This window comes from Roseateles sp. DAIF2 (genome assembly GCF_015624425.1).
Lineage (GTDB): Bacteria > Pseudomonadota > Gammaproteobacteria > Burkholderiales > Burkholderiaceae_C > Kinneretia.
In genome coordinates this window covers 4,414,789-4,437,085 of record NZ_CP049919.1, presented here as the reverse complement: position 1 = coordinate 4,437,085, position 22,297 = coordinate 4,414,789, and the positions used below count along the sequence as shown (strand labels likewise).

General features: G+C 69.4%; 17 protein-coding genes, 1 tRNA gene and 1 pseudogene. 4 read left to right on the top strand and 15 right to left on the bottom strand.

All coding sequences use genetic code 11. From position 1 onward, the window contains the following. Positions 1-71: 71 nt before the first annotated feature. Positions 72-836: a HesA/MoeB/ThiF family protein gene (locus G8A07_RS20420; protein WP_195793802.1), complete on the bottom strand. Its 765-nt coding sequence runs from the start codon at positions 834-836 to the stop codon at positions 72-74. Next, on the bottom strand, positions 833-1,777 hold the full coding sequence (locus G8A07_RS20415; RefSeq protein ID WP_249937073.1) for a LysR family transcriptional regulator: 945 nt from the start codon (positions 1,775-1,777) through the stop codon (positions 833-835). The genes G8A07_RS20420 and G8A07_RS20415 overlap by 4 nt, the downstream gene beginning before the upstream one ends. 113 nt (positions 1,778-1,890) lie before the next feature. On the opposite strand from G8A07_RS20415, the gene G8A07_RS20410 reads away from it, so the two are divergent. Beyond that, complete coding sequence (locus tag G8A07_RS20410; protein ID WP_195793801.1) at positions 1,891-3,090, top strand: MFS transporter; 1,200 nt, start codon at positions 1,891-1,893, stop codon at positions 3,088-3,090. A gap of 64 nt (positions 3,091-3,154) precedes the next feature. On the opposite strand, the gene G8A07_RS20405 is transcribed toward G8A07_RS20410, so the two are convergent. Beyond that, positions 3,155-4,588 (bottom strand): S41 family peptidase, encoded by a 1,434-nt coding sequence (locus tag G8A07_RS20405; RefSeq protein ID WP_195793800.1) that lies wholly within the window; start codon positions 4,586-4,588, stop codon positions 3,155-3,157. Positions 4,589-4,791: 203 nt separating this feature from the next. Beyond that, positions 4,792-5,886, bottom strand: coding sequence for an ABC transporter ATP-binding protein (locus G8A07_RS20400; RefSeq protein ID WP_195793799.1), 1,095 nt, complete (start codon positions 5,884-5,886; stop codon positions 4,792-4,794). 89 nt (positions 5,887-5,975) lie between these two features. Here G8A07_RS20400 and G8A07_RS20395 point away from each other — a divergent pair, with 89 nt between their 5' ends. Then, positions 5,976-7,589: an iron ABC transporter permease gene (locus G8A07_RS20395; protein ID WP_195793798.1), complete on the top strand. Its 1,614-nt coding sequence runs from the start codon at positions 5,976-5,978 to the stop codon at positions 7,587-7,589. Between the two features lie 39 nt (positions 7,590-7,628). Further along, positions 7,629-9,116: pseudogene (locus tag G8A07_RS20390) on the top strand (acyl-CoA dehydrogenase family protein); the annotation flags it as partial. A gap of 177 nt (positions 9,117-9,293) precedes the next feature. Here G8A07_RS20390 and G8A07_RS20385 read toward each other — a convergent pair. The 8 genes from G8A07_RS20385 to G8A07_RS20350 all read right to left on the bottom strand — a co-directional run bounded on the left by G8A07_RS20385 (position 9,294) and on the right by G8A07_RS20350 (position 14,129). Continuing rightward, positions 9,294-9,530, bottom strand: coding sequence for a hypothetical protein (locus G8A07_RS20385; protein WP_195793796.1), 237 nt, complete (start codon positions 9,528-9,530; stop codon positions 9,294-9,296). Then, positions 9,527-10,501: a hypothetical protein gene (locus tag G8A07_RS20380; RefSeq protein ID WP_195793795.1), complete on the bottom strand. Its 975-nt coding sequence runs from the start codon at positions 10,499-10,501 to the stop codon at positions 9,527-9,529. Before G8A07_RS20380 ends, G8A07_RS20385 begins: the two co-directional genes overlap by 4 nt. After that, complete coding sequence (locus G8A07_RS20375) at positions 10,491-11,084, bottom strand: Rha family transcriptional regulator (RefSeq protein WP_195793794.1); 594 nt, start codon at positions 11,082-11,084, stop codon at positions 10,491-10,493. The genes G8A07_RS20380 and G8A07_RS20375 overlap by 11 nt, the downstream gene beginning before the upstream one ends. Positions 11,085-11,166: 82 nt before the next feature. Next, entirely contained in the window at positions 11,167-11,520 is a 354-nt protein-coding gene (locus G8A07_RS20370) for a helix-turn-helix domain-containing protein (RefSeq protein ID WP_195793793.1), read from the bottom strand. Beyond that, positions 11,517-11,786 carry an AlpA family transcriptional regulator gene (locus G8A07_RS20365; protein WP_249937072.1) on the bottom strand — a complete coding sequence of 90 codons (270 nt, stop codon included), beginning with the start codon at positions 11,784-11,786 and terminating at the stop codon, positions 11,517-11,519. The genes G8A07_RS20370 and G8A07_RS20365 overlap by 4 nt, the downstream gene beginning before the upstream one ends. Before the next feature lie 106 nt (positions 11,787-11,892). Continuing rightward, positions 11,893-12,534 (bottom strand): hypothetical protein, encoded by a 642-nt coding sequence (locus G8A07_RS20360; RefSeq protein WP_195793792.1) that lies wholly within the window; start codon positions 12,532-12,534, stop codon positions 11,893-11,895. Between the two features lie 105 nt (positions 12,535-12,639). Then, positions 12,640-13,881 carry an integrase arm-type DNA-binding domain-containing protein gene (locus tag G8A07_RS20355; protein ID WP_195793791.1) on the bottom strand — a complete coding sequence of 414 codons (1,242 nt, stop codon included), beginning with the start codon at positions 13,879-13,881 and terminating at the stop codon, positions 12,640-12,642. Between the two features lie 173 nt (positions 13,882-14,054). Beyond that, positions 14,055-14,129: transfer RNA gene (locus G8A07_RS20350), tRNA-Arg, on the bottom strand. Between the two features lie 262 nt (positions 14,130-14,391). Between G8A07_RS20350 and G8A07_RS20345 the strand changes: the two genes are divergently transcribed. Continuing rightward, positions 14,392-14,976, top strand: a complete 585-nt coding sequence (locus tag G8A07_RS20345) for a YfbM family protein (protein WP_195793790.1) — start codon at positions 14,392-14,394, stop codon at positions 14,974-14,976. Positions 14,977-15,002: 26 nt separating this feature from the next. Here G8A07_RS20345 and G8A07_RS20340 read toward each other — a convergent pair whose 3' ends face one another. From G8A07_RS20340 to G8A07_RS20330, 3 genes are read right to left on the bottom strand one after another with little or no spacing between them, the layout of a single operon-like run. Beyond that, a complete protein-coding gene (locus tag G8A07_RS20340) occupies positions 15,003-19,163 on the bottom strand; it encodes a translocation/assembly module TamB domain-containing protein (RefSeq protein WP_195793789.1) in 4,161 nt (1,386 codons plus the stop codon). Beyond that, positions 19,160-21,010, bottom strand: a complete 1,851-nt coding sequence (locus G8A07_RS20335) for an autotransporter assembly complex family protein (protein ID WP_195793788.1) — start codon at positions 21,008-21,010, stop codon at positions 19,160-19,162. The genes G8A07_RS20340 and G8A07_RS20335 overlap by 4 nt, the downstream gene beginning before the upstream one ends. Next, positions 21,007-22,191, bottom strand: a complete 1,185-nt coding sequence (locus G8A07_RS20330) for a VWA domain-containing protein (protein WP_195793787.1) — start codon at positions 22,189-22,191, stop codon at positions 21,007-21,009. Before G8A07_RS20330 ends, G8A07_RS20335 begins: the two co-directional genes overlap by 4 nt. Positions 22,192-22,297 lie beyond the last annotated feature (106 nt).

The following is a 22,297-nucleotide window of genomic DNA, read 5'->3' as shown; positions in this document are numbered from 1 at the left end:
TGAGGCCCGGGCCGCAGCATAGGCAAGGCTGCGAGGAATTTTCTTGCGTTGTTTTCATTGATTGGTGAATTTCATTCGGCCATCACGAGTTTTCTGGCGTGACAGACCGGGCAGGCCGGGTCCTTGTGCACGATGATTTCACTCCACTCCATCCGGCGCGCCTCCAGCATCTGCAGCCGCCCGACCAGGCCCGGCAGGCCCAGCAGCAGCTTCAGCGCCTCGGCCGCCTGCAGGCTGCCGATGATGCCGACCAGCGGCGCGAACACGCCCATCGTCGCGCAGCGCTGCTCCTCGTACTGCGCATCGGGCGGGAACAGGCAGGCATAGCAGGGGGCGTCGGCGCGCCGGCTGTCGTAGACGCTCAGCTGCGCATCGAAGCCCAGGGCCGCGCCGGCCACCAGCGGCCGGGCATGGGCAACGCAGGCGCGGTTCACCGCCTGGCGGGTGGCGAAGTTGTCGCTGCAGTCCAGCACCACGTCGGCCGTGGCGACCAGGCGGTCCAGCAGGGCCGCGTCGGCGCGCTCGGCGATGCCATCGACCCGCACCTCGGGGTTCAGCGCCGCGATCGCCGCGGCGGCCGATTCGACCTTGGGCCGGCCCACCCGCGCCAGGCTGTGCGCGATCTGGCGCTGCAGATTGGTCAGGTCCACCTGATCATGGTCGACCAGGGTCAGGCGGCCGACACCGGCCGTGCCCAGGTACAGCGCGGCCGGCGAGCCGAGGCCGCCGGCGCCGATGATCAGCGCATGGCTTTGCAGCAGGGTCTGCTGGCCCTCGATGCCGATCTCGTCCAGCAGGATGTGGCGCGAGTAGCGCAGCAGCTGTTCGTCATTCATGATGGAGCGAGCATAGCGCCGCCGCTGTCCAGGCTGTCGCGCATCGCGGCGATGAAATGGCGCAGCTTGGCGGGCTGGAAGCGCTGGTAGGGATAGATCAGATAGACCGGCAGCGCGGCGGCCTGCCAGTCGGGCAGCAGGTGCAGCAGGCGGCCGGCGGCGATGTCTTCCTGGGCCAGCCAGGCCGACATCGCGGTCACGCCCAGGCCCGCCTGCGCCGCATTGCGCAGCGCGAACAGGCTGTCGGTGATCAGGCGCGGGCGCAGCGCCAGGCGCGCCTGCTCGCCCTGCGGGCCCTGCAGGGTCAGCTCGTTGCGGTAATAGGTGCCCAGCGCCAGCCAGTCCAGGTCGGCCAGGTCGGCCGGCAGCCGAGGCAGGGGGCGACCTTGCAGCAGCGCTGGCGAACCGACCAGGATGCGCGGAATCTCGGCCAGCTTCAGCGCCACCACCGAGGTATCGCTCAGCGGGCCAACGCGGATCGCACAGTCCAGGTCCTGGGCATTGAAGTTGGGCGCATGGTCGTGCAGCAGCCATTCGATCGACAGGTCGGGTGCGCGCTTGAGCAGCTCGATCAGCGGCGGCATCAGCTGCAGCTGACCCAGCGCATGCGGCACCATCACCCGCAGCAGGCCCTCGGGCTGGTCCTGGGCGCCGCGCAGCTGCGCCTCCATCTCGGCCCAGCTGCCCAGCAGGATCTTGGCCCGTTCGTAGCACTGGGCGCCGGCCTCGGTCAGGCGCAGCGCATGGGTGGAGCGCTGCAGCAGGCGCAGGCCCAGGCCGCGCTCCAGCGCCTGCAGGCGCCGGCTGATCGTCGGCTGGGTGGTGCCCAGCTGGCCGGCGGCGGCCGACAGGCTGCCCGCTTCGACGATGCGCACAAAGGTCTGCATCAGGGCCAGGCGGTCATGGTTGCCGCCGCCCTCGGCGCTGGATAGGCGTTTCATGCATGAAGCGTATAACAAATCTTCCAATAACTGGTCTTCTATGCGTAGACAAGATGAATCAGACTGCGGACCGCTCGAAAGCCTTCTCGCTTTCCCTTCCATTCCAAGTCCTCATGCAGTCTTCCTCCTCCCCATCCCTTCTTGCCGGCGCGACGGCGGCGCCATCACCGGCCCTGTCGCACGCGCTGGTGCTGCTGCTGGCCAGCGGCGCCGGCCTGTCGGTGGCCGGCCTCTACTACGCCCAGCCGATGCTGGCCGGCCTGGCCGCGCAGTTCGGCGCCGGCAGCGCCGAGATCGGCCTGGTGCCGACCCTGACCCAGCTCGGCTATGCGGCGGGCATCCTGCTGCTGGCGCCGCTGGGCGATCGCTACGACCGCCGCCGCATCATCCTGATCAAGTCGGTGGCCCTGCTGCTGGCGCTGCTGCTGGCGGCACTGGCGCCGCAGCTCTGGGTGCTGTGGCTGGCCAGCGCGGCGATCGGCCTGTCGGCCACCCTGGCGCAGGACCTGGTGCCGGCCGCGGCCACCCTGGCGCCGGAGTCACAGCGTGGCAAGACCGTCGGCACCGTGATGACCGGCCTGTTGCTGGGCATCCTGCTGTCGCGGGTGGTGGCCGGCGCGCTGGCGCAGCAGTTGGGCTGGCGCGCGGTGTTCGGCGTCGCGGCGCTGAGCATCGCGGCGCTGACCCTGCTGCTGTGGCGCGGCCTGCCGCGCTTCGCGCCGACCACCCAACTGTCCTATGGAGCGCTGCTGGCCAGCCTGGGCAGCCTGCTGCGCCGGCACCGCGAGCTGCGCCGCGCGGCGCTGGCCCAGGGCCTGCTGGCGATCGGCTTCAGCGCCTTCTGGTCCACCCTGGCGCTGATGCTGAGCCAACCGCCGCTGAACCTGGGCAGCGCCGCGGCCGGGGCCTTCGGCCTGGCCGGCGCCGCCGGCGCGCTGGCCGCGCCGCTGGCCGGTTCACTGGCCGACCGGCGGGGTCCGCAGCGGGTGATCCGCCTGGGCGCGAGCCTGGTGCTGGCGTCCTTCCTGGCAATGGCGCTGGGGCCGCAGAGCCTGTGGCTGGTGGCCGGCGCGGCGCTGCTGTTCGACCTGGGCTTTCAGGCCAGCCTGGTCTCGCACCAGAGCATCGTCTACGGCATCGAGCCGGCCGCGCGCAGCCGCCTGAACGCGGTGCTGATCGGCGCGATGTTCATCGGCATGAGCGGGGGCGCCTGGCTGGGCGGGCTGGCGATGGGCCAGTTTGGTTGGCGCGGCGTCTGCACCCTGGCGGCCCTGTCCGCCGCCGCGGCCCTGGCGGTGCGGTTGCGCCGCTGAGCCGGCCGAGCGTAAAAGCAAACGGCCCGCATCAGCGGGCCGTTGTCATTGGGGGCGGGGCAGGTCAGTCGACCTTGGCCTCGGCCTTGCGCTCGGTGGCGGTCTTGGAGACGGCGACCGGGCGGCCCTTCAGCTGGTTCAGCGCCTGCAGCAGCGGGAAGTCCTCGCCCGAACCGAATTCCGGCAGCGGCTTCGGCGGCTCGTTCTTCTTCGCGTACTCGGCTTCCAGCTTCTTGACCGCTTCCTCGCGCGCCTTCTCGCGGGCCTCGTCCTTCTCCTCGGGGCCGTTGTTCAGGTGCTTCTCGAGGTCGGCCTCGCGCATGCGCAGCGCGGCGAACACATTGCCCTCGGCGGTCTCGTCCAGCATCACATCGGGGACGATGCCCTTGGCCTGGATCGAGCGGCCGCTCGGGGTGTAGTAGCGCGCGGTGGTGATCTTCAGCGCGGTCTCGGGGCTCAGCTGGCGCACGGTCTGCACCGAGCCCTTGCCGAAGGTCTGGGCGCCCATCACGACGGCGCGCTTGTGGTCCTGCAGCGCGCCGGCGACGATCTCGCTGGCCGAGGCCGAGCCCTCGTTGACCAGCACCACCAGCGGCACATTCTTCAGCGCGGCCGGCAGCTTCTTCAGCGGATCGGTGCCACCGCGGCGCAGGTAGTAATCGGGGCTGGCCTTGAAGTTGGCCTTGGAATCGGCGATCTGGCCATTGGTCGAGACCACGTCCACGTCCTTGGGCAGGAAGGCGGCCGAGATCGCCACCGAGGCCTCCAGCAGGCCGCCCGGGTCGTTGCGCAGATCCAGCACCAGGCCCTTCAGATTGGGTTCCTGCTTGTAGATCTCCTCAAGCTTCTTGACGAAGTCGTCGACCGTGCGGTCCTGGAACTGGCTGACGCGCAGCCAGGCGTAGCCGGGCTCGATCACCTTGGCGCGCACGCTCTGCACGCGGATCTCCTCGCGCGTGATCGTGACCGGGAAGCTGCGGCTCTCCGCCTTGCGGAAGATCATCAGCGTGACCTTGGTGCCGGGCTCGCCGCGCATCTTCTTGACCGCCTGATCCAGGCCGAGGCCCTTGACCGCGCTGTCGTCGATCTTGCTGATCAGGTCGCCGCTCTTCAGGCCGGCGCGGAAGGCGGGGCTGCCCTCGATCGGCGAGACGATCTTGACCAGACCGTCTTCCATGCCGATCTCGATGCCGACGCCGACGAACTTGCCGGTCGTGCCTTCGCGGAATTCCTTGAAGCTCTTCTTGTCGAAGAACTGCGAATGCGGATCGAGGCCGGACACCATGCCGGAGATCGCATCGTTGATGAGCTTCTTCTCGTCGACCGGTTCCACATAGTCCGACTTGACCATGCCGAACACGGCGGCGAGCTGCTGCAGCTCTTCCAGCGGCAGCGGCGACAGACTGCTGCGGGCATTGGCCTGCAGCTGCATCGTGGTCATCGCTCCAGCCACGGCGCCCAGCGCCACCCAGCCTGCAACTTTCAGTTTGGCACCCATGATGCGAGTGTTCCTATCGGTGATGTACTGCCATTCAAAGGTCCGTCCGGCCTGGACCGCGCACGCGAACCCTGTTGGCAGTATAGGGCGACGGCCGCGGCCGAGGCTCGGTAGAGGCCCCCATTTGCTGGGCTATTTCCGCGCATTCAAGCCAACTTTGCGTCTATTTACACGCCCTGCCGGGCCCGGTGCGCGCTGCGTCTTCAGTCTGCCGCCAGCGGCTGGGGTCGCCCGAAAGTCACGACATGGTCGACATCGGCGCGGATGCCGATCCACTCGCCGACCTGGTGGTCGTGGTGCGAGGGCACATGGGCGACCAGACGCTCGCCGCTGGCCAGGCGCAGGGTGTAGAGGAACTCGGCGCCGCGGAAGATCTTGCGTTCGATCTGCGCCTTCACCGGCGCGTCGTCGTCGTGCACGATGTCATCGGCGCGCAGCAGCACCTCGCATTCGCCGCCCGGATAGGCGCTGGGCAGCGCGCATTCGCCGGCATCGCTCAGCTCGCCCAGCGGGGTCTGCACCACGGGACCGGCCGGCCCCTGCACCACCTTGCCCGGCGTGAACACGCCATGGCCGATGAAGTCGGCCACGAAGCGGGTCGCGGGGCGGTGGTAGACCGCATAGGACTCGTCCCATTGCTCAAGCCGGCCCTGGTGCATCACGCCGACCACGTCGCCGATCGCGAAGGCCTCGGCCTGGTCATGGGTGACGAACAGCGCCGTCGTGCCGCTGTCCTGCAGGATGCCGCGCAGCTCCTGCGACAGATGCTCGCGCAGGTCCACGTCCAGGCTGGAGAAGGGCTCGTCCAGCAGCAGCAGGCGCGGTTGCGGCGCCAGCGCGCGGGCCAGCGCGACGCGCTGCTGCTGGCCGCCGGAGAGCTGGTGCGGCGCGCGCCGGGCCGCATGCGACAGGCCGACCAGGTCCAGCACCTGCTGGATGCGTGCCTGGCGCGGCTCGCGCGCCAGATGGCGCAGGCCGAAGCCAATGTTGTCGGCCACCGAGAGATGCGGGAACAGCGCGTAGTCCTGGAACACCATGCCGATGTGGCGCGCCTCCGGGGCGGTATGCAGACCGCTCGCGGCGTCGGCCAGCAGCTCACTGTCGATCCGGATGGTGCCGGCGCTCAGGCGCTCCAATCCCGCGATCGATCGCAGCAGGGAGGTTTTGCCGCAGCCCGAGGGGCCGATCAGCACGCCGATCTGGCCGCGCGCCAGGCCGAAGGAGACGCCATCCACCGCCTGGCGGCCGCCGGCGGCGCCGGGGTAGCGCAGGCCGACCTGGTCAAGAGCAAGAAACATGGGCCCTATGATACCGGCCCTGGTTGCGCATTCGAATGCGCATCGTTCTCATCTGATCCCGCCGTGCCGCCGCCCGGGCGGTCCTGTGCATGCTGCGTCTCGTCACCCTTTTCTGCCTGCTGCTGACCGTGCCGGTGCTGGGCATCCTTGGTTCCTGGCTGGCGCTGGACAGCCAGGCGCTGGACATCCTGAGCCACCAGCTGCAGACCGTGCTGCCGGACTATGCGCAGGCCTCGCTGCTGCTGTCGGTCAGCGTCGCGCTGGGCGTGGCGCTGATCGGCGGGGCCACCGCGGCGGCGGTCAGCCTGTTCGACTTCCCGGGCCGGCGCTTCTTCGAATGGGGCCTGCTGCTGCCGATGGCGATGCCGGCCTATGTGGCGGCCTATGCCTATACCGACGCACTGCAGTACAGCGGCCCGCTGCAGACCTGGCTGCGCGCACTGACCGGGGCGCAAGGGGCGCTGTGGCCGGACGTGCGCAGCATGCCGGGCGCGATCGCGCTGTTCGTGCTGTGCCTGTATCCCTATGTCTATCTGCTAGCCCGCACCGCGCTGACCGAGCGCGGCGTTGCGCTGATGGAGGCGGCGCGCATGCTGGGCGCCGGCACCCTGCGGCGCGTGCGCGAGGTGGCCCTGCCGCTGGCGCGGCCGGCGCTGGCGGCCGGCATCGCGCTGGCGCTGATGGAGACCCTGGCGGACTATGGTGTCGGCGCCTATTTCGGCCTGACCACCCTGACCACCGGGGTCTACAAGGCCTGGCTGGTGATGAACGACAAGACCGCCGCGGCGCAGCTGGCCTCGGTGCTGCTGGTGGCGGTGGCGGGCCTCTTGTGGCTGGAGCGGCGCGCGCAGGCGCGGCTGCGCTTCGCCAGCAGCCGCAGCGGCGCGCTGCATGCGGCCGAGGCGCGGCCGCTGCCGCTGCGCGGCCTGCATGCGGTGGGGGCCTGGCTGCTGTGCGCGCTGCCGATCCTGCTGGGCTTCGTGGTGCCGGTGCTGGTGCTGCTGCGCCTGCTGTGGCAGGAGGCACTGCACAACGAGCTGGGCCTGCCTCTGGAGCGTTTCGGCCAATGGAGCCTGACCAGCCTGAAGCTCTCCGGTCTGGCCGCGCTGCTGGCGGTGGTGCTGGCCCTGGTGCTGGCCTGGCTCGGGCGCGTGCGCGGCCCGGGGCGTGATCCGCTGCTGCAGGTCTCCTCGCGCGTGGTCTCATTGGGCTATGCGGTACCGGGCGCGGTGATCGCGATCGGCATCCTGCTGCCGCTGGGCTGGCTGCAGGAGCGCTGGCCCGCGCTGGGCCTGCCGGCCCTGCTGACCGGCACCATCTTCGGCCTGCTGTATGCCTATCTGGTGCGCTTCTCCGGCGTCGCGCTGCAGTCGCTGGAGGCGGGCTACGCGCGCATCTCGCCGACGGTGGACGAGACCGCCCGCATGCTCGGCGCCTCGCGCACCCGCCTGTTCCTGGAGCTGCATGCGCCGCTCCTGGCGCGCTCGGCCTGGGCCGCGGCGCTGCTGGTCTTTGTCGACGTGATGAAGGAGCTGCCGGCGACCCTGGTGCTGCGCCCCTTCAACAGCGACACCCTGGCCGTGGTGGCCTACCAACTGGCGCGCGATGAGCGCCTGGGCGAGGCCGCGCTGCCCTCGCTGGCCATCGTGCTGGTCGGGTTGATCCCGGTCATCATGCTCTCGCGGGCGATGCGCCGGGGCTAGACTGGCCTCCAAGCGGCGACATGCCGCAGGGGAGCGAGCATGACCTGGCAGACCCATGAGGTAGACAACCAGTTCGACGAGCTGAGCGGCTACAACCTGTTCGACAGCGACCCGGCCCTGCGCGAGGCGTTGCAGCGCGCCGGCGCCGAGGCCTTCGCGCCGCAGCTGTCGGCCTATGGCGAGCGCCTCGGCCGCGCCGAGACCTATGCACTGGCCGAGCGGGCGAACCGCCACCACCCCGAGCTGCAGCGCTTCGACCGCCGCGGCCATCGCGTCGACCGGGTAGAGTTCGATCCGGCCTGGCATCGGCTGCTGGCGCTGTACCGCGCCGAAGGCCTGGTCGCGCTGCCGTTTCGCGACACGCGGCCGGGCCGCTGGAGCGCCTGGGCCGCGGGCTTTTATCTGCATGGCCAGGTCGAGGCCGGCAGCCTGTGTCCGGCCACGATGACCCAGGCCGCGATCCCGCTGCTGCAAAAGGAATCGGCGCTGTGGGAGCGGCTGCAGTCGAAGCTCTACAGCGACGCCCATGATCCGCAGGACCTGCCGCTGGCGCAGAAGGGCGCGATCTGGCTGGGCATGGGCATGACCGAGAAGCAGGGCGGCTCCGATGTGCGCGCCAACACCACCATCGCGACGCCGGTCGGCGCCGGCGGGCGCGGCGCCGAGTACCTGCTGCGCGGCCACAAATGGTTCTTCTCGGCACCGATGTGCGATGCCCATCTGGTGGTGGCGCGCACCGCCGAGGGCGGCCCGTCCTGCTTCTTCGTGCCGCGCTGGCGCGACGACGGCAGCCGCAATGCGGTGCGCATCCAGCGCCTGAAGGACAAGGTCGGCAACCGCAGCAATGCCAGCAGCGAGGTCGAGTTCGAGGACGCGCAGGGCCTCCTGATGGGCGAGGAGGGGCGCGGCATCCCGACCATCATCGAGATGGCCACCTACACCCGGCTGAACTGCGTGATCGGCAGCGCCGCGATGCTGCGCCAGGGCCTGGTGCAGGCGCTGGCCTACACGCGCCGGCGCCGCGCCTTCGGCCGCGTCCTGGCCGAGCAGCCGCTGATGCGCGCGGTGCTGGCCGATCTGGCGCTGGAGAGCGAGGCGGCGCTGGCCCTGCTGATGCGGCTGGCGCTGGCCTACGAGAACGACCAGCAGGGGCAGGGCGGCCCGCTGGATCGGGCCTGGAAGCGCATCCTGACGCCGGCCGCCAAGTTCTGGGTCTGCAAGCGCGCGGTCGAGGCCAGCGGCGAGACCATGGAGATCCTGGGCGGCAACGGCTATGTCGACGATGGCATCATGGCGCGCCTGTACCGCGAGACCCCGGTCAACTCGATCTGGGAGGGCTCGGGCAATGTGATGTGCCTGGACATGCTGCGCGCGATCGCGCGCGAACCCGAGGCCGCCTTCGCGTTGCTCGATGAGCTGGCCGCGCTGGCCGGCGACGAGGCCGTGCTGCGCAATGAGCTGCGTGCGCTGGGCGAGGCCCTGCGGCTCCAGTCCGGCCGGATCGATCGAAGCCTTGCTGCAGCGGGCGTTTCCGGCTTGATCCATCGATCGGTCGCTGGTCCGACAGGTATCGAAAAATCAGCCTAACTGATTGATTCGTAAGGGCCGTTTCGGCGTATCCCTGATGCCGTTCCCCCATTTGTTCCCCCGCACCTGACACGCTGCCCTAATTTGTGGGGATCAAGCGACACGGGCCGCTGCTGTTCAGCTCGCCATGCGGCGCAAGAGTTCTTTCTGCTGTTTCAGCAGGCCGCTCACCTGCTGCCTGAACTCGCGCAGGGCCTCACGCTCGGCTTTCCATTGCCCGCCCTTGTCGCCGTTCCGGGCGGCGCGTGCTTTGCCCTCAAGGCTGCGCGGGCCGGTGGAGTGTGTCCACGGTTGCCAGGTGCGAATCAGTGCCGCCTGCTTGGCTCTGCGCTCGGGTGTCCAGCCCTTGGTCATGGTTCGCCTCCAATAGTTCGGTTTTCACTGGAACCGGATTCGTCGCGTGTGAGGCCGTGGGCACATCGCTTGCCGCGCTCCTGCCGTTGTTCACCTGCTGCTGTCCGCCGTTGTTGATGTTGGCTTGCTTGGCGTAGACCACGGGCGGGTTCTTGATGTTCGCCAGCGTCTCCAAGGTCATGCGGCATTGGTTTTGCGCCTTGAGGGCCATGCGTAGGTAGGCCTCCCAATGCTTGAGGTAGTCCTGGCTTGTTGCACGCCTTGCCAGGTTCATGAAGATGGCTTGCAGGGCGTGAGCCTGCCCTTGCTTCTGGCTGGTGTGTTGCGGTCTTTGCCTTGGGCTTGTTTGCAGTCCCAGCAGATGGCAGTTCTAGATGGTGTCCGGTGTACGGAACAGGTCGGGCCATTGAACAAGGTGTGACAGCTCCGACCATCGGACCAGCAGGGCGCGCCTCTGTTCCGACCATCGGAGCAATGGGCGGCTCCGCTTTTCCGGTCATCGGACTAAGGCCCGCGTTTTGGCTGGGGCTTCTTTTCGGTGGCTTGCGTCTCGGCGTCGGCGCGGGCGTGGCTCGCAAATAGCTGCCGCGCTCAAAGGTGGCGGCTGCGCCGGGGTCATAGCCTGGGTGCGGGTCCAGCAGGCGCCAGGTCACTGCAAACCAGCTCGCCTTGTTGGGCCTGTGCCCGCGCACCGTTTGATGGATCAGGCCGGCTGAAAGCAGGTTCTTGATGCACTGGCTGATCAGGCCTGCAGACTTCCAGCCTCGCCCGGCCAGGTGCGCCCGGCTGGCCAGCAAACGGCCGTTGTTGTCCCGGACGAACTGGCGCGCAATCTCGATCAGCAAAGCCTTGTCGGCATGGCGCAGCGCCAGATAGGCAGGACAGTCCAGCACCTGCCAGGGCAGGGCCACAAAGCCACCTGCCACCCGCCCCAGATCGCCCTTGCGCTTGCCTGAAGGGTCACGCCCCATGGTGTTCAGGCCCCGCCAGCGCCAGCAAGTCCTGCAGCGAATGCAGCGCCACCTTGGCCCGTGCAAAGGCCTCGTGATGGTCACCCGCCCCGCGCATGGCTCGCGTCGCCAGGTTCTGCGCCAGGATCACCGCTGCGAGCTGGGGCGCTGCGGCTCGGTGCCGCTCTCCAGCGTCCAGGCCTGCCGTGCGATTCACCAGCCGATTGACGTTCAGGTGCACGAACCGGGCATTTGGTGAGTCTCCCGCGAGCGCTTGAATGTCCTCATGCAGGCGGTGATAGCCCGGCAGGTACTCGCTGCGCCGCATCTCGGCCGCGCTGCGTGCCTCCCGGAAGGCCTGCACCAGCCGCAGCTTGAGCTTGCGCACCCGCTCGGTGTTGCGGCTGTAGGTCAGCAGCAGATAGCACTGATCCTCATTGAGCAAGGCGAACTTGCTCGCCTGCCCGGTGGCACTGCCTGGCGAAGCCGCGATTTCAAATCGCACCTTGCCCAGCTCGGCAAAGTCAGCCCGGTTGTCGCTGATCAGCTTGAACACGCTGCGATGCTGCAGCCCCAGCGCATCGGCCAGCAGACGCGAATCCATGCGCGCTTCATCTTTGACGGTCGAGAGTGGCAGCGCCGAGTCAGCCCCGGCACAATCCAGGCTGTTGACAGAAGATTGAGGTTCACCGAAGCCCTGCACCGCGCCAACGGTCGGGGCTTCTGTCTTGCCGGGCCTCATGCCTGCCCCCGCTGCAGAGAATAGACCCCACGCGATGCCGCTCGCCGCACTCGGTCTGCACCGTGCGCCAGGTGGTCAGCACCCGGTGGCCTTGCTGAACCAGATTTAGCTTGCGTGCCCTGGGGTCGTACAGGTCCAGAAAGCGCGAAGCCTCAAAGGTGGTGATGTGGCCGAGGGCCTGCAGGGCCTCCAGCAGCCGCGCAGCTTGCGTGCTGGCCGAATCGCCGCGATGCCGGTCGCGGATGGCCTGCAGGGCCGCGATGCGCTCGGGCGGGGTGGTGTGCAATGGGGCGTTCATTGCTCGCCCCCTTGAGCCTGAATCCAGGCTCGCACATCGGCGGCTTTCCAGCGGGTACACCGCTTGCCAAGTCTTACTGGCGCCGGGAACTCCTTGGCGGCTAGCTTGCGATACAGGCTGGCAACCGAAAGACCGGTGGCGTGAGAGACAGTTCGAACGCGTAGCAACGCGTCTGACAACTGGATCGCATCAAGTGGTTGATTGCCTTTGGCGACGCGGGTTTTGTCCTGAGCAGCAGGGATCTGGTGTGGTTGCATCTGAGCCATCAAGTGAGTGATCGATGGCCCGAAATGTCATCTAGGTCGACCTGGCGATGTTCCAGATGCCTGGCTAGACGTGACGCCAGGGCTGCCAGCCGTTACGCATGGCTGGCTAGCCGCCGCGCTGGCGAGACCGCAACACGTCATAGATAAACCGCTGCGGGTTTGCCGAGACATCCGCCATTTCGGGGGGAAGCGATGCCGACAGCTTGCGGGCCAAGTTCATGTCATCGCCCCGCAATGTCGCCGCCTTTTCTAGCACCCACTTCTTCATTTCGGCATGTCGGCGGTGCTTTGCGGCAGCTCCCTTGGCGCCCGCTTGTGAGAGCAATTGCCGCTGCTCGGACTGAAAGCGTTCCAGTAGGCCGTCGGCCTTCTTCGCAAGTCCCCTCGCCACGCCCATGAAGCTGCTCACGTCCATTAGCGTTTCAACAAGCCACTCGCAATCGCAGTGCTCCTCGTCCTCTTGCTTATCTTCAGAATGAAGAAACGTGGCGATATGAAGGCCGAACGCGGCGCTGAGAAACTCAACCGCCTCACGAGGAACTCCCGGCGCTGCATCACACAACTCGTTGAACTGCTGCTTCGCTCGATCAACGTATGCACGACTTTCATCCGTTGGGTTTCGCTCGAAGTACGTGGCGTGCATCGCAGACTGTCCTAGCTTGAGGAATGTGTCCTTCTTGATGCCGAAATCTTCAGCCGTCTCGATCAATTGGTCGAACTGATCCAGAGCCATCTTCACAATGTCCACGAGCGCCCCCTGCGCCCCTGATGAAAGTGCCGCGCCAGCCCGTCAGGGAAACAGGTTTTCGGGGATCAGCCTAGGCGCGGCGAAACTGGATTCTGCAGCAGCTGCTTATGCCGCCTTGATTGAGATGATCTGTGCGCCCGCCCGCAGTTGGTCCAGGTAGTCCGCCCAGGTCTGCATCAGCGATTTGCGCCTCTCCATGTACTCGGCCCGGTCGTAGGCGCCACCCAGCGGGCCAGTTTTACCGTGCGCCAGCTGGGCCTCGATCACCTCGGGGTCGATGCCGGGGATGTTCTCCACCATGATGGTGCGAGCCATGGCGCGGAAGCCGTGGGCGGTCATCTCGTCCTTGCTGTAGCCCATGCCGCGCAGGGCCGCGTTCACGGTGTTCTCGCTCATGGGCTTGTCGCCGGTGCGCAGGCTCTGGAATACATAGCGGCCGTGCCCGGTCAGCGGCTGCAGATCGCTCAGGGTGGCAACGGCCTGCGTGGACAGCGGGACCAGATGCGGGCGCCCGTTGAGCTTGCCAGCCTTGGCGCGTTTCATGGCCTCGGCGGGGATGGTGAGCAAGGCCCGATCCAAGTCGATCCAGGCCCATTCCAGCGAGCGGATGTTTCCCGGCCGCTGGAACAGGAGCGCAGACAGCAGCAGCGCCGCCCGCGTGGTGGGCTGACCTTGGTAGCTGCTCATGGCCCGCATCAGCTCGCCCGCTTTGGCCGGTGTCAACACGGCGGCCATGTGCTTGACGGTGTGTGCCTTGAAGGCGCCGATCAGGTCGCGTGCCGGGTTGCCCTCGCATTTCCCGGTGCGTATGCCGTACATGAACACCTGGCCCGCAAACTCGCGCAGGTCGCGCACCAGTTGCAGGGCTCCGCGTGCTTCCACCCGGCGCAAGCTGTCCAGAAGCACCGGCGCCGTGATGTCGCGTAAGGGCAGGGTGCCGATCCAGGGGAACAGGTCTTTCTCGCAGCAGCGCAGGAACTGCGCCGCGTGAACCGGGCTCCAGTCGCTGGCCTTTTGCTGGTGGTACTCCTCCGCCACGGCCTTGAAGGTCACCGCCGATGACACCCGCTTGGCGATCACTTCGGCCTTGCGAGCCTGTACGGGGTCGGCGCCTGTTTCGCGGGTCTTGCGGGCGGCGTCGCGGCCAGCGCGAGCGGCTTTCAATGCCACTTCTGGGTAGCTGCCCAGCGCAATGCGCTTTTCCTTGCCCGCAAAGCGGTACTTGGCAAACCAGCGCTTTGAGCCGTTAGGCGCCACCTCCAGATAGAGCCCCCCTGAGTCGGTCAGCCGGTGCCGGGTCTTGCCTGCCGGGCAGACAGCGTTCTTGCAAGCGGTATCGGTCAGCATGGGGGAACAGGCTCCGTGAAAGTGGGGGAACTGCGCTTTGTTCCCCCGCATGTTCCCCCGCCTGTGCCGCGCTGTAAAGCGCCGTTGTGCGCGAACCTGACATGAAAAAAGCCCCTAAGTGCTTGATTCACCTAGGGGCTTGATCGTTTGTGCGGCGTCCTGAAATGCCGTCTTGGTCCCTCCGACAGGAATCGAACCTGTATCTGCCGCTTAGGAGGCGGCCGTTCTATCCATTGAACTACGGAGAGCACCGGCCCCGAGAACCGGGGCGGCGCGCATTGTCGCATGGCTGCGGACATGGGGAGTTCCGCGACGATTTCGGGTATTCCTGAGCCCGGTACGCGGGGCAATGCTTCGATTCCCGATGGCGTTTTTTGACATCTGCCACTCCTATCATCTGCCGGCGCCGACACGGCGCACAGGGAGAAGCCAAATGAATGAGAACCCGTCCTTAGCGCAGGCTTTGCGGATCAGTGGAGACGCTGCAAGCAACGTGACCCGGAGCCCCGCATGAGCATGTCCTGCAGCCTGTACCGGCTGACCCCCGAGCAGGTCGATCAACTGACGCAGCACCCGCATGCCGTCGGCCAACTGCTCGGTGATGAAGCACCGATCGCGCCGACGCGCCCGGGCCTGCTGGCGCGGCTGTTCGGCGCCAAGCCCGCCGAGGTACCTGTGCAGCCGGTCTTGTTCGAGCCGCTCGGCGAAGGCGATCGCTTCGAGCTTGAGCAGGCCTGGCATGTGCTGCACTTCCTGTTCACCGGCACCGCCGATGCGGCCGAAATGCCCGGCGGCTTCCTGGTCGAGGGCGGTGCGGAGATCGGCCCGGATCGCGGCTATGGTGCGCCGCGCCTGCTGTCGGCCGCGCAGACCGCCGCGGTGGCTACCTTCCTGCAGCGGCAGGACCGGCAGGCGCTGGATCGGGCCTATGCGACCGACGCGATCACGGCGGCCGAGATCTACTGGCAGGCGGCCGAGGACGCCGAGGAGCGGCGGGCGCAGCTGGATGATCTGGGCGCGTTGACCGAACGCCTTACAGCCTTTCTCGGCCAATCAGTAGCGAACGGAGCAGGAACGCTGGTGTCGATCTACTGAACCGCGCCGTCAGGCGCGGTCCTTGTTCAATCCCACTTCCACTGCCAGATCAGATCGACCGCGTTGTCCTGCCCGGTCTGCGCGCGCAGGGTAAAACGCTGGGCCAGGCGGTAGATCAGCTGCCAGCTGCCGGCGGTGGCGTTCAGGCCGCGTTCGTAGCCGACATACCAGTGCCGTGACAGCTGCTTGCCCAAGCGCACCACGGTGCCGCGCGCGTCGCTGTCCTCCTGGCTGACCGAGAGCTCGTCCAGCCCCAGGTTCTTGATCAGCTTGCCTGAGGGGCTCTCGCCCTCGCCGCTGAGCAGGGCCAGCGCGGCGCGTTGCAGCAGCGCGGTGTCGGCGCGGCCCAGGCCGTCGGGGGCACGGCCCAGCAGCAGCCAGGAGAGCTTCTCGGTATCGGACTTCTCTGGTTCGGAGAACAGCTTGATGCGCGGGTCCAGCGCGGTGCCGGTGACGGTGACGCCGACCCGCAGATCGGTGTTGGGCCGCACCGCCAGCACATTGATGCGCGGGTTGTCGATCGCGCCGGCGAAGCTGACCTCGCCCTTCTCGATCTCCAGCTTCTGGCCATAGGCGTCGTAGGTGCCGCCGAAGGTGCTGACGGTGCCGGTCAGCAGCGGCCCGGCGCCCTGGTGGATCAGGCGCAGCTCGCCGCGCAGCCGCGTGTCGACGCCGCGGCCGCGCAGGCGCAGCTGACGGCCCAGGTCGATCGCCACCTGTACATCGATCTTCGGCGCCGGGCCCTTGCTGGCGCGCGGCGTGGCCTTGTCGGCCTCGGCCGGGTCGACCGCGCGGATCACCTGCACATCGTCATCCAGCGTCGGCGCATTGCCGCGCGAGAAGTCGAACAGGCCCTCGTCCACCTCGACCCGGCCGTTCAGGCTCAGGCTGCGTTCGACGATCTGCAGCCCGGCCTGGCCGCTGGCGACCAGGCGCCGGTCGACCCGGCCCAGGAAGGTGAACTTGTCGGCCTTCAGCTGCAGGTCCAGCTGCGGCTTGGCGCCGAACTCGGCGCGGCCCTGGGCCGTCAGCTGGCCGCCGGCGCTGCCGCGCACCGCGAAGCGCTGCAGGGTCGCGGTCGGGCCGTTCAGGTCCAGCGCCAGCTCGCCGTCGCGTGCATCCACGCCCAGCAGCGGGTTGCGCAGCTGCAGCTGGGCGCCGCGGGCGCGGCCCAGGATCTCGGGCGCGCCGACCTTGCCGGCCAGCTGCAGCGCCGCGTTGAAGGTGCCGCCCAGGCGCCAGCCCGCCGGCACCCAGGCGCCCCAGGTGCCCAGGTTCGCGACGTCCAGCTGCAGCACGCCCTCCAGCGGCGCCTCGGGGCCGGGCCACAGGGCCTGGGCCGAGGTGCGGCTGCTGATCGCACCGCCCATCACGCCCAGGTTGCTGCCGGCCACGCCCTGCGCGAAATGCCAGACGCCGTCGCGCGCCTGCAGCGCCAGGCGCAGATCGCTCAGGCCCAGCTGCTGCACGCTGCTGCCCTCGGTGACGCTGAGGTCGCCGCCGGCGCGCTCCAGCACGATGTCCACCTCGACCCGCGGCGCGCTGCGGATCTTGGCGCTGCCGCCCACCACCAGCTCGCCGCCCCAGCCGAAGTCCGGCTGCCAGCGCGCCAGCAGCGGTGCCACCTTCAGCGGCTCCAGGCTGACATCGGCCAGCACCTGAGGCGGCCGGCCCAGTAGGCGCGGCGCCTGCCAGGACAGCTGGCGCCAGGCGATCGTCGCGCCGGCCAGCTCCAGCTTGCCGGGCGCGGCCTCGGCCGCCAGCAGCTCGCCGCCGCTGCCCAGATTCAGGCGCAGCGCCAGCTCGCGCGCGGCCAGCCAGTCGGGTTGGCCGCGCTTTTGCGGGCGCAGCTGCAGCTGCTCCAGCTGGGCGCGCCAGTCCAGCGGCGCGCGGCCCTTGACCAGGCTGCGCCAGGGCGATTCGTTCAGCTGGCCGGCCAGCGCGGTGCGCAGGCTGCCGGCCAGCGTGGGGCCGTCGGCCACCGTCGCGGCCCAGTCCGGCGTCGGCAGCTGGCCCTGCAGCTCCAGCTTCAGGCGATGCCTGGCCCAGCTGCCCTGCAGGTCCAGCAGACCCTGGCTCAGCTGCGAGGGACCATAGGCCAGGCGCTCCAGCCGGCCCTCGGCGCGCAGCGGCGCCTCGGGGCGGCTGTCCAGCTGCCAGCCGAGATCGGCCTCGGCCAGGCTCAGCGGCGCCGTCAGGCCCGGCAGGCCGCGCAGCTGCAGGGCGCGTGCGTTCAGCTTGCCGCTGCTGCGCAGCTCCTCGCCGTCCAGCGCCAGTTCCAGCTGGGCCTGGGCGCTGCCGCCCAGCTGCAGCTCCTTGCTGCCCGGCGGCAGCGTCGCGGCCAGCAGCGGGGTCAGCGCGGCCAGGCGCGGCGCCTCCAGCGCCAGCCGGCCCTGCGGCAGCTTGGCGCCCAGTTCCTCGGCCTGCAGCTTCAAGCGGTTCTCGCCCGCCTGCAGCTCGGCCGTCAGGCGCGGCGCGGCGCCCGCGGCGGCCTGGTAGAGCAGCTGGCCGTTCAGGCCGACGCCGGCCAGCAGGCTGGGCGCCAGCTTCAGCTCGGCCTGGCCCGCGGGCCAGGGGCCGCGGCCCTGGCGCAGCTCGCCGCTCAGGCTGGCGTCCAGGCTGTGCTGGCCCAGCGCCCAGGCGGAGCGCGGCGGCCCGGCCCAGACCAGGCGTGGATCGAATTCCCTGGCCGCGGCGCTGAAGCGCGCCGACCAGCCCGCCGTGCCGCCGGGCACGACCTGACCCTGCAGGTTCAGCTGCGAGGCGCCGGAGCGCAGCTCGGCCCGCTCCAGATGCAAGACCTGACCCTCGTGGCGGGCCGAAAGCTGCAGCGCCAGCGGGCGGGCGGTCTTGCCGTCCGGCATGAAGCGGCCGTCCAGCCGGGTCTCGAGCTGCAGCGCCAGCGCGCCGCCCGCGGCCGGCCGGCCGACTAGGTCCAGGCCGCCGCCCAGCTCCAGCTTCGGCAGGCGCTCATCCAGCGCCGCGCTGCGCAGCGCGGCCAGCCGGGCCTGCAGCTTCAGGCCGTTGCCGGAGGCGCTGAGGCGCCCGCCCGGTTCGCGCACGCTGCCCAGCAGCAGTTCCAGGCGCTGCACCTGCAGCTCGGCCAGGCCCTTGGGATCGGCCAGTCCGGCCAGGCGGTCCGGGCGCAGCTGCAGGTCCAGGTCCAGGCGCTGCAGCGGCAGGCGCTGCTGGTCCCAGCGGCCGGCGCGGGCATTGGCGAGCTCGGCCTGCAGCCGCGCGGGGCGGTCCCAGGCGCTGCCGTCCAGCTTTGCGCTGCCGCTCAGCGCGGTGGCGGGCAGGCTGGCGACCAGGGCCTGCAGATCGAAGTTCTCGGTCGTCAGGCGCGCCTGCGCCAGCGGCCAGGGCGCGAAGGGCGCCAGGCCGGCGTCCAGCTTCAGGCGCTGGCCGGCGCGCTCCGGCGCCGCCGGCAGGCTGGCCTCGGCCAGCAGGCGCGGCCCGGCCAGCGGGCCGTCCAGCCTGGCCTCGGCCGACCAGCCGCGCAGCTCGGGCAGGGCGGCGTCGGTCGCCGCGTCCTGGGTCAGCTGCAGCTTCGCCGCGACGCGCATCTCGCCGCGGGTCTGCAGCGTCGCCTGACCGGCGAGGTTCAGGCGCTCCCAGGCCAGCCGGCGCAGCTCGACCCGGTGGCGCGCGCCGCCGTCCTCGCCCAGCCAGACGCCGCCCTGCAGGCCGCGCAGCGGCGTCGCGCTCAGCGGCTTGGCGATCAGTTCGCCGACGGCCAGGCTGGGCAGCTCGAGCGCCAGCGGCAGGGTCAGGTCTTGCGGCGGGCCGGAGGCCGGCTGGTCGCTGCTGCTCCAGTCGAGCAGGGCCTTGTCGACCGCCAGCTCCTTGACGCGCAGCCGGCCCCACAGGGCCGGCGACGAGTCCCAGGCCAGGCTCAGGCCCTGCCAGCGCAGGCCCTGCAGCTCCAGGCTGAAGCCCTCGGCGCGAAAGCTCAGGCGGCGCGCCGAGAATCCGCCCAGCAGATTGCCGCTCGGCGCCTCCAGGCTCAGGCCCGGGATGCGCTCCAGCGCCCAGATGCTGCCGGACTCGGTGCTACTGCCCCAGTAGAGGCCCAGCACGCCCAGCGCCGCCAGTGCTGGCAGGGCCAGGCTGCCGGCCAGCCAGCGGCGCAGCCGGCGCCGGCGTGGCGATGCGGGCTTCTGCTCGGGTGGTGCCTTGTCCGTCACAGCACGATCCCCACACTGAAGTGGAGGCGCCATTTGCCGGTCTCCTGGCCGCGCGCCAGGTCCAGGCGCAGCGGGCCGATCGGGCTGCGCCAGCGCGCGCCGAAGCCCCAGCCGATCGCGGGCTTCAGGCCGCCCCAGCGGTCGGCGGCCTGGCCGGCGTCGATGAAGGCGGCGCCCCAGAAGGCGGGCAGCTTGGCGCTGATCGGTCGGGCCAGCTCAAGGCTGCCGGTGAACAGGGTGCGGCCGCCGGCATCGCCGGGCGGGCCCAGGTCGCGCGGACCGTAGCCGCGCACCGATTCGTCGCCGCCGGCGCGGAACAGCAGCCGGTCCGGCACCCGCACCGCATCGCGCACGATCAGCTGGGCCAGCTCCAGCCGCGCGCTGGCGAACCATTTGTTGTCGGCCAGCGGCTTGTACCAGCCCAGCTTCATGCGCACGCGGCCGAACAGGCCGTTCTCGTCGCTGCTGCTGCTGGCGCGGCCCAGGCCCAGCTCGAGGATGGCGGTGCGGCCGTCGGTGGGCAGCAGCAGGCTGTCGACGCGGCGCCAGATGCGATTCGTGTTGATCGAGACGGCGCCGGCGGTCAGGCGGGTGTTGTCGCTGAAGCGCTCGTGCGAGCGCAGCAGCTCAACGAAGTCCAGGCGCTCGTCGCGCGCGGTCTCGCGCAGCCGGCCCAGGCGGCCGATCAGGCTGGTGATATCGACGCCGTTGCGCAAGTCCTGCTCCACGCCCAGCGAACCGAGGTTCTGGTGCATGTCGGTCTGCGGATGCGAGGTCAGCTCCAGCGAGGCGCTGCGCAGTTCGCGGCTGATGTTGAGCTTGCTGAGGCTGCGCAGCTCCAGGCCGAAGGGGCGGCGGTGCAGGTATTCCAGCGTGACGCGCTGGCCCTTGTCGGTGTCGTAGCCGATGCCGGTGGTAGCCTGCTGCAGCGGCGCCTCGCGCACCACGACGCGCACCGGCGCGGCCTCGGCCTGGTCGGCCTCGGGCTGGATGTCGACGGTGGCGCCGTCGAACAGCTGGGTCTTCAGGATGCGCTCCTGGAAGTCCAGCAGCGCGCGTTCGGTGAAGGGCTGGCCCGGCGTCAGGCCGCTGACGCGGCGGATGCTTTCCTCGTCATGGTGCTTCAGTCCCTCGATCTGCAGCTCGCCCAGGCGGAACAGCGGGCCGCTGTCCAGCAGCAGCTCCAGCTCGGCCTGGTTGCTCTCGGCCTGCACGCGCGCGGCGGTCAGGCTCCAGCGTGCCAGCGGGTAGCCGCCGGCGCGTGCGCGGGCCAGGGTCTCGGTCTTGGCGGCCGACCAGTCGGCCTGGCGAAAGGGCTTGCCGGGCTGCAGGGCGAAGCCATGCTGCAGCTGCAGGCGCAGCGCCTCGGCGACGCGCAGCGCGTCGGCCTGCTGCGGCTCCTGCAGCGCGCCGGTGAAGCCCAGGTCCAGGCGCGCGACCTGCGCGCGCGGGCCCGGCGTGACGCGCAGCCGCACCCGCTCGGCCTCGCCGCTGCTGCGCTCGACCTTGATCTCGGCGTTGAAGTAACCCTCGGTCTCCAGCAGCGTGCGCGCCTGCGCCGGCGCGCCGGCGGCCAGGCGGTCAAGCTCGACGCGGCTGAGCCCCTCGTTCTCGCCGACGCGCTGGAAGCGCGCCAGGTCCAGATGTTCCTGCAGCAGCGCGCGCAGTGTCTCGGGGGCCTCGATCTCCAGCTCATAGGCGACGCGCTGCTGCGGCTGCTGCGGCGCGCTCGTGCCGGTCTTGTCCTCGGCGGGCTGGCGTTCGCCGAACAGGCCGCCCAGGCTGGCGCAGCCCGACAGCAGCAGGCCGGCCAGCAGGGGGAGGAGCAGGGCCGTCGGCCGCCTCATTGGCTCAACAGGCGCATCGCCCCCTCCAGCCCCTGGAGCGAGAGCGGGAACATGCGCTGATGCATCAGCTGCTGGACCAGCGAGATGCTCTGACGGTACTGCCAGACGCCCTGCGGCTCGGGATTGATCCAGGCGTATTTCGGGAAGGCATGGGTGAGGCGCTGCAGCCATTCGGCGCCAGCCTCCTCGTTGTTGTATTCGACGCTGCCGCCGGGTTGCAGGATCTCGTAGGGGCTCATCGTCGCGTCGCCGACGAAGATCAGCTTGTAGTCCTTGTTGTACTTGCGGATCACGTCCCAGGTCGGGAACTTCTCGCTGAAGCGGCGGCGGTTGTTCTTCCACATGAAGTCGTAGACGCAGTTGTGGAAGTAATAGAACTCCAGGTGCTTGAACTCGCTCTTGACCGCGGAGAACAGCTCCTCGACGCGGTGCACATGCTCGTCCATCGTGCCGCCGACATCCATCAGCAGCAGCACCTTCACCTTGTTGTGGCGCTCCGGGATCATGCGGATGTCCAGCATGCCGGCGTTGGCCGCGGTCTTGTGGATGGTGTCGTCCAGGTCCAGCTCGAGCTCGGAGCCCTCGCGCGCGAAGCGGCGCAGGCGGCGCAGCGCGACCTTGATGTTGCGGGTGCCGAGTTCGAGGTTGTCGTCGTAGTCCTTGTAGGCGCGCTGGTCCCAGACCTTGACCGCACTCTTGTTGCGGCCCGCGCCGCCGATGCGCACGCCCTGCGGGTTGTAGCCGCTGTTGCCGAAGGGGCTGGTGCCGCCGGTGCCGATCCAGCGGTTGCCGCCCTCGTGGCGCTCCTTCTGCTCCTCCAGGCGCTGTTTCAGCGTCTGCATCAGCTCGTCCCAGCCCATCTTTTCGATCGCGGCCTTCTGCTCCGGCGTCAGCTCCAGCTCCAGATGCTGGCGCAGCCATTCCAGCGGCAGCTCCTTGGCCAGGTCGGCGGTCAAGAGCTCGACGCCCTTGAAGTAGGCGGCGAAGGCGCGGTCGAACTTGTCGAAATGGGCTTCGTCCTTGACCAGGGTGGTGCGGGCGAGGAAATAGAAGTCGTCCACCTTGGCGGCGCCATCCTCGCCGATCACGCCCAGCTTCAGGGCTTCCAGCAGGGTCAGGAACTCCTTGACCGAGACCGGCAGCTTGGCGGCGCGCAGCGTGTAGAAGAACTGGATCAGCATGGAAGAACAATGACGGGGACCGAGCCAATTATGGCGCCGGACTCCGCGGCATCCTGATGACCGATGCTCGGGCTGGCGGCGGCTGGCCCTCCGGGGCCAGCCACTA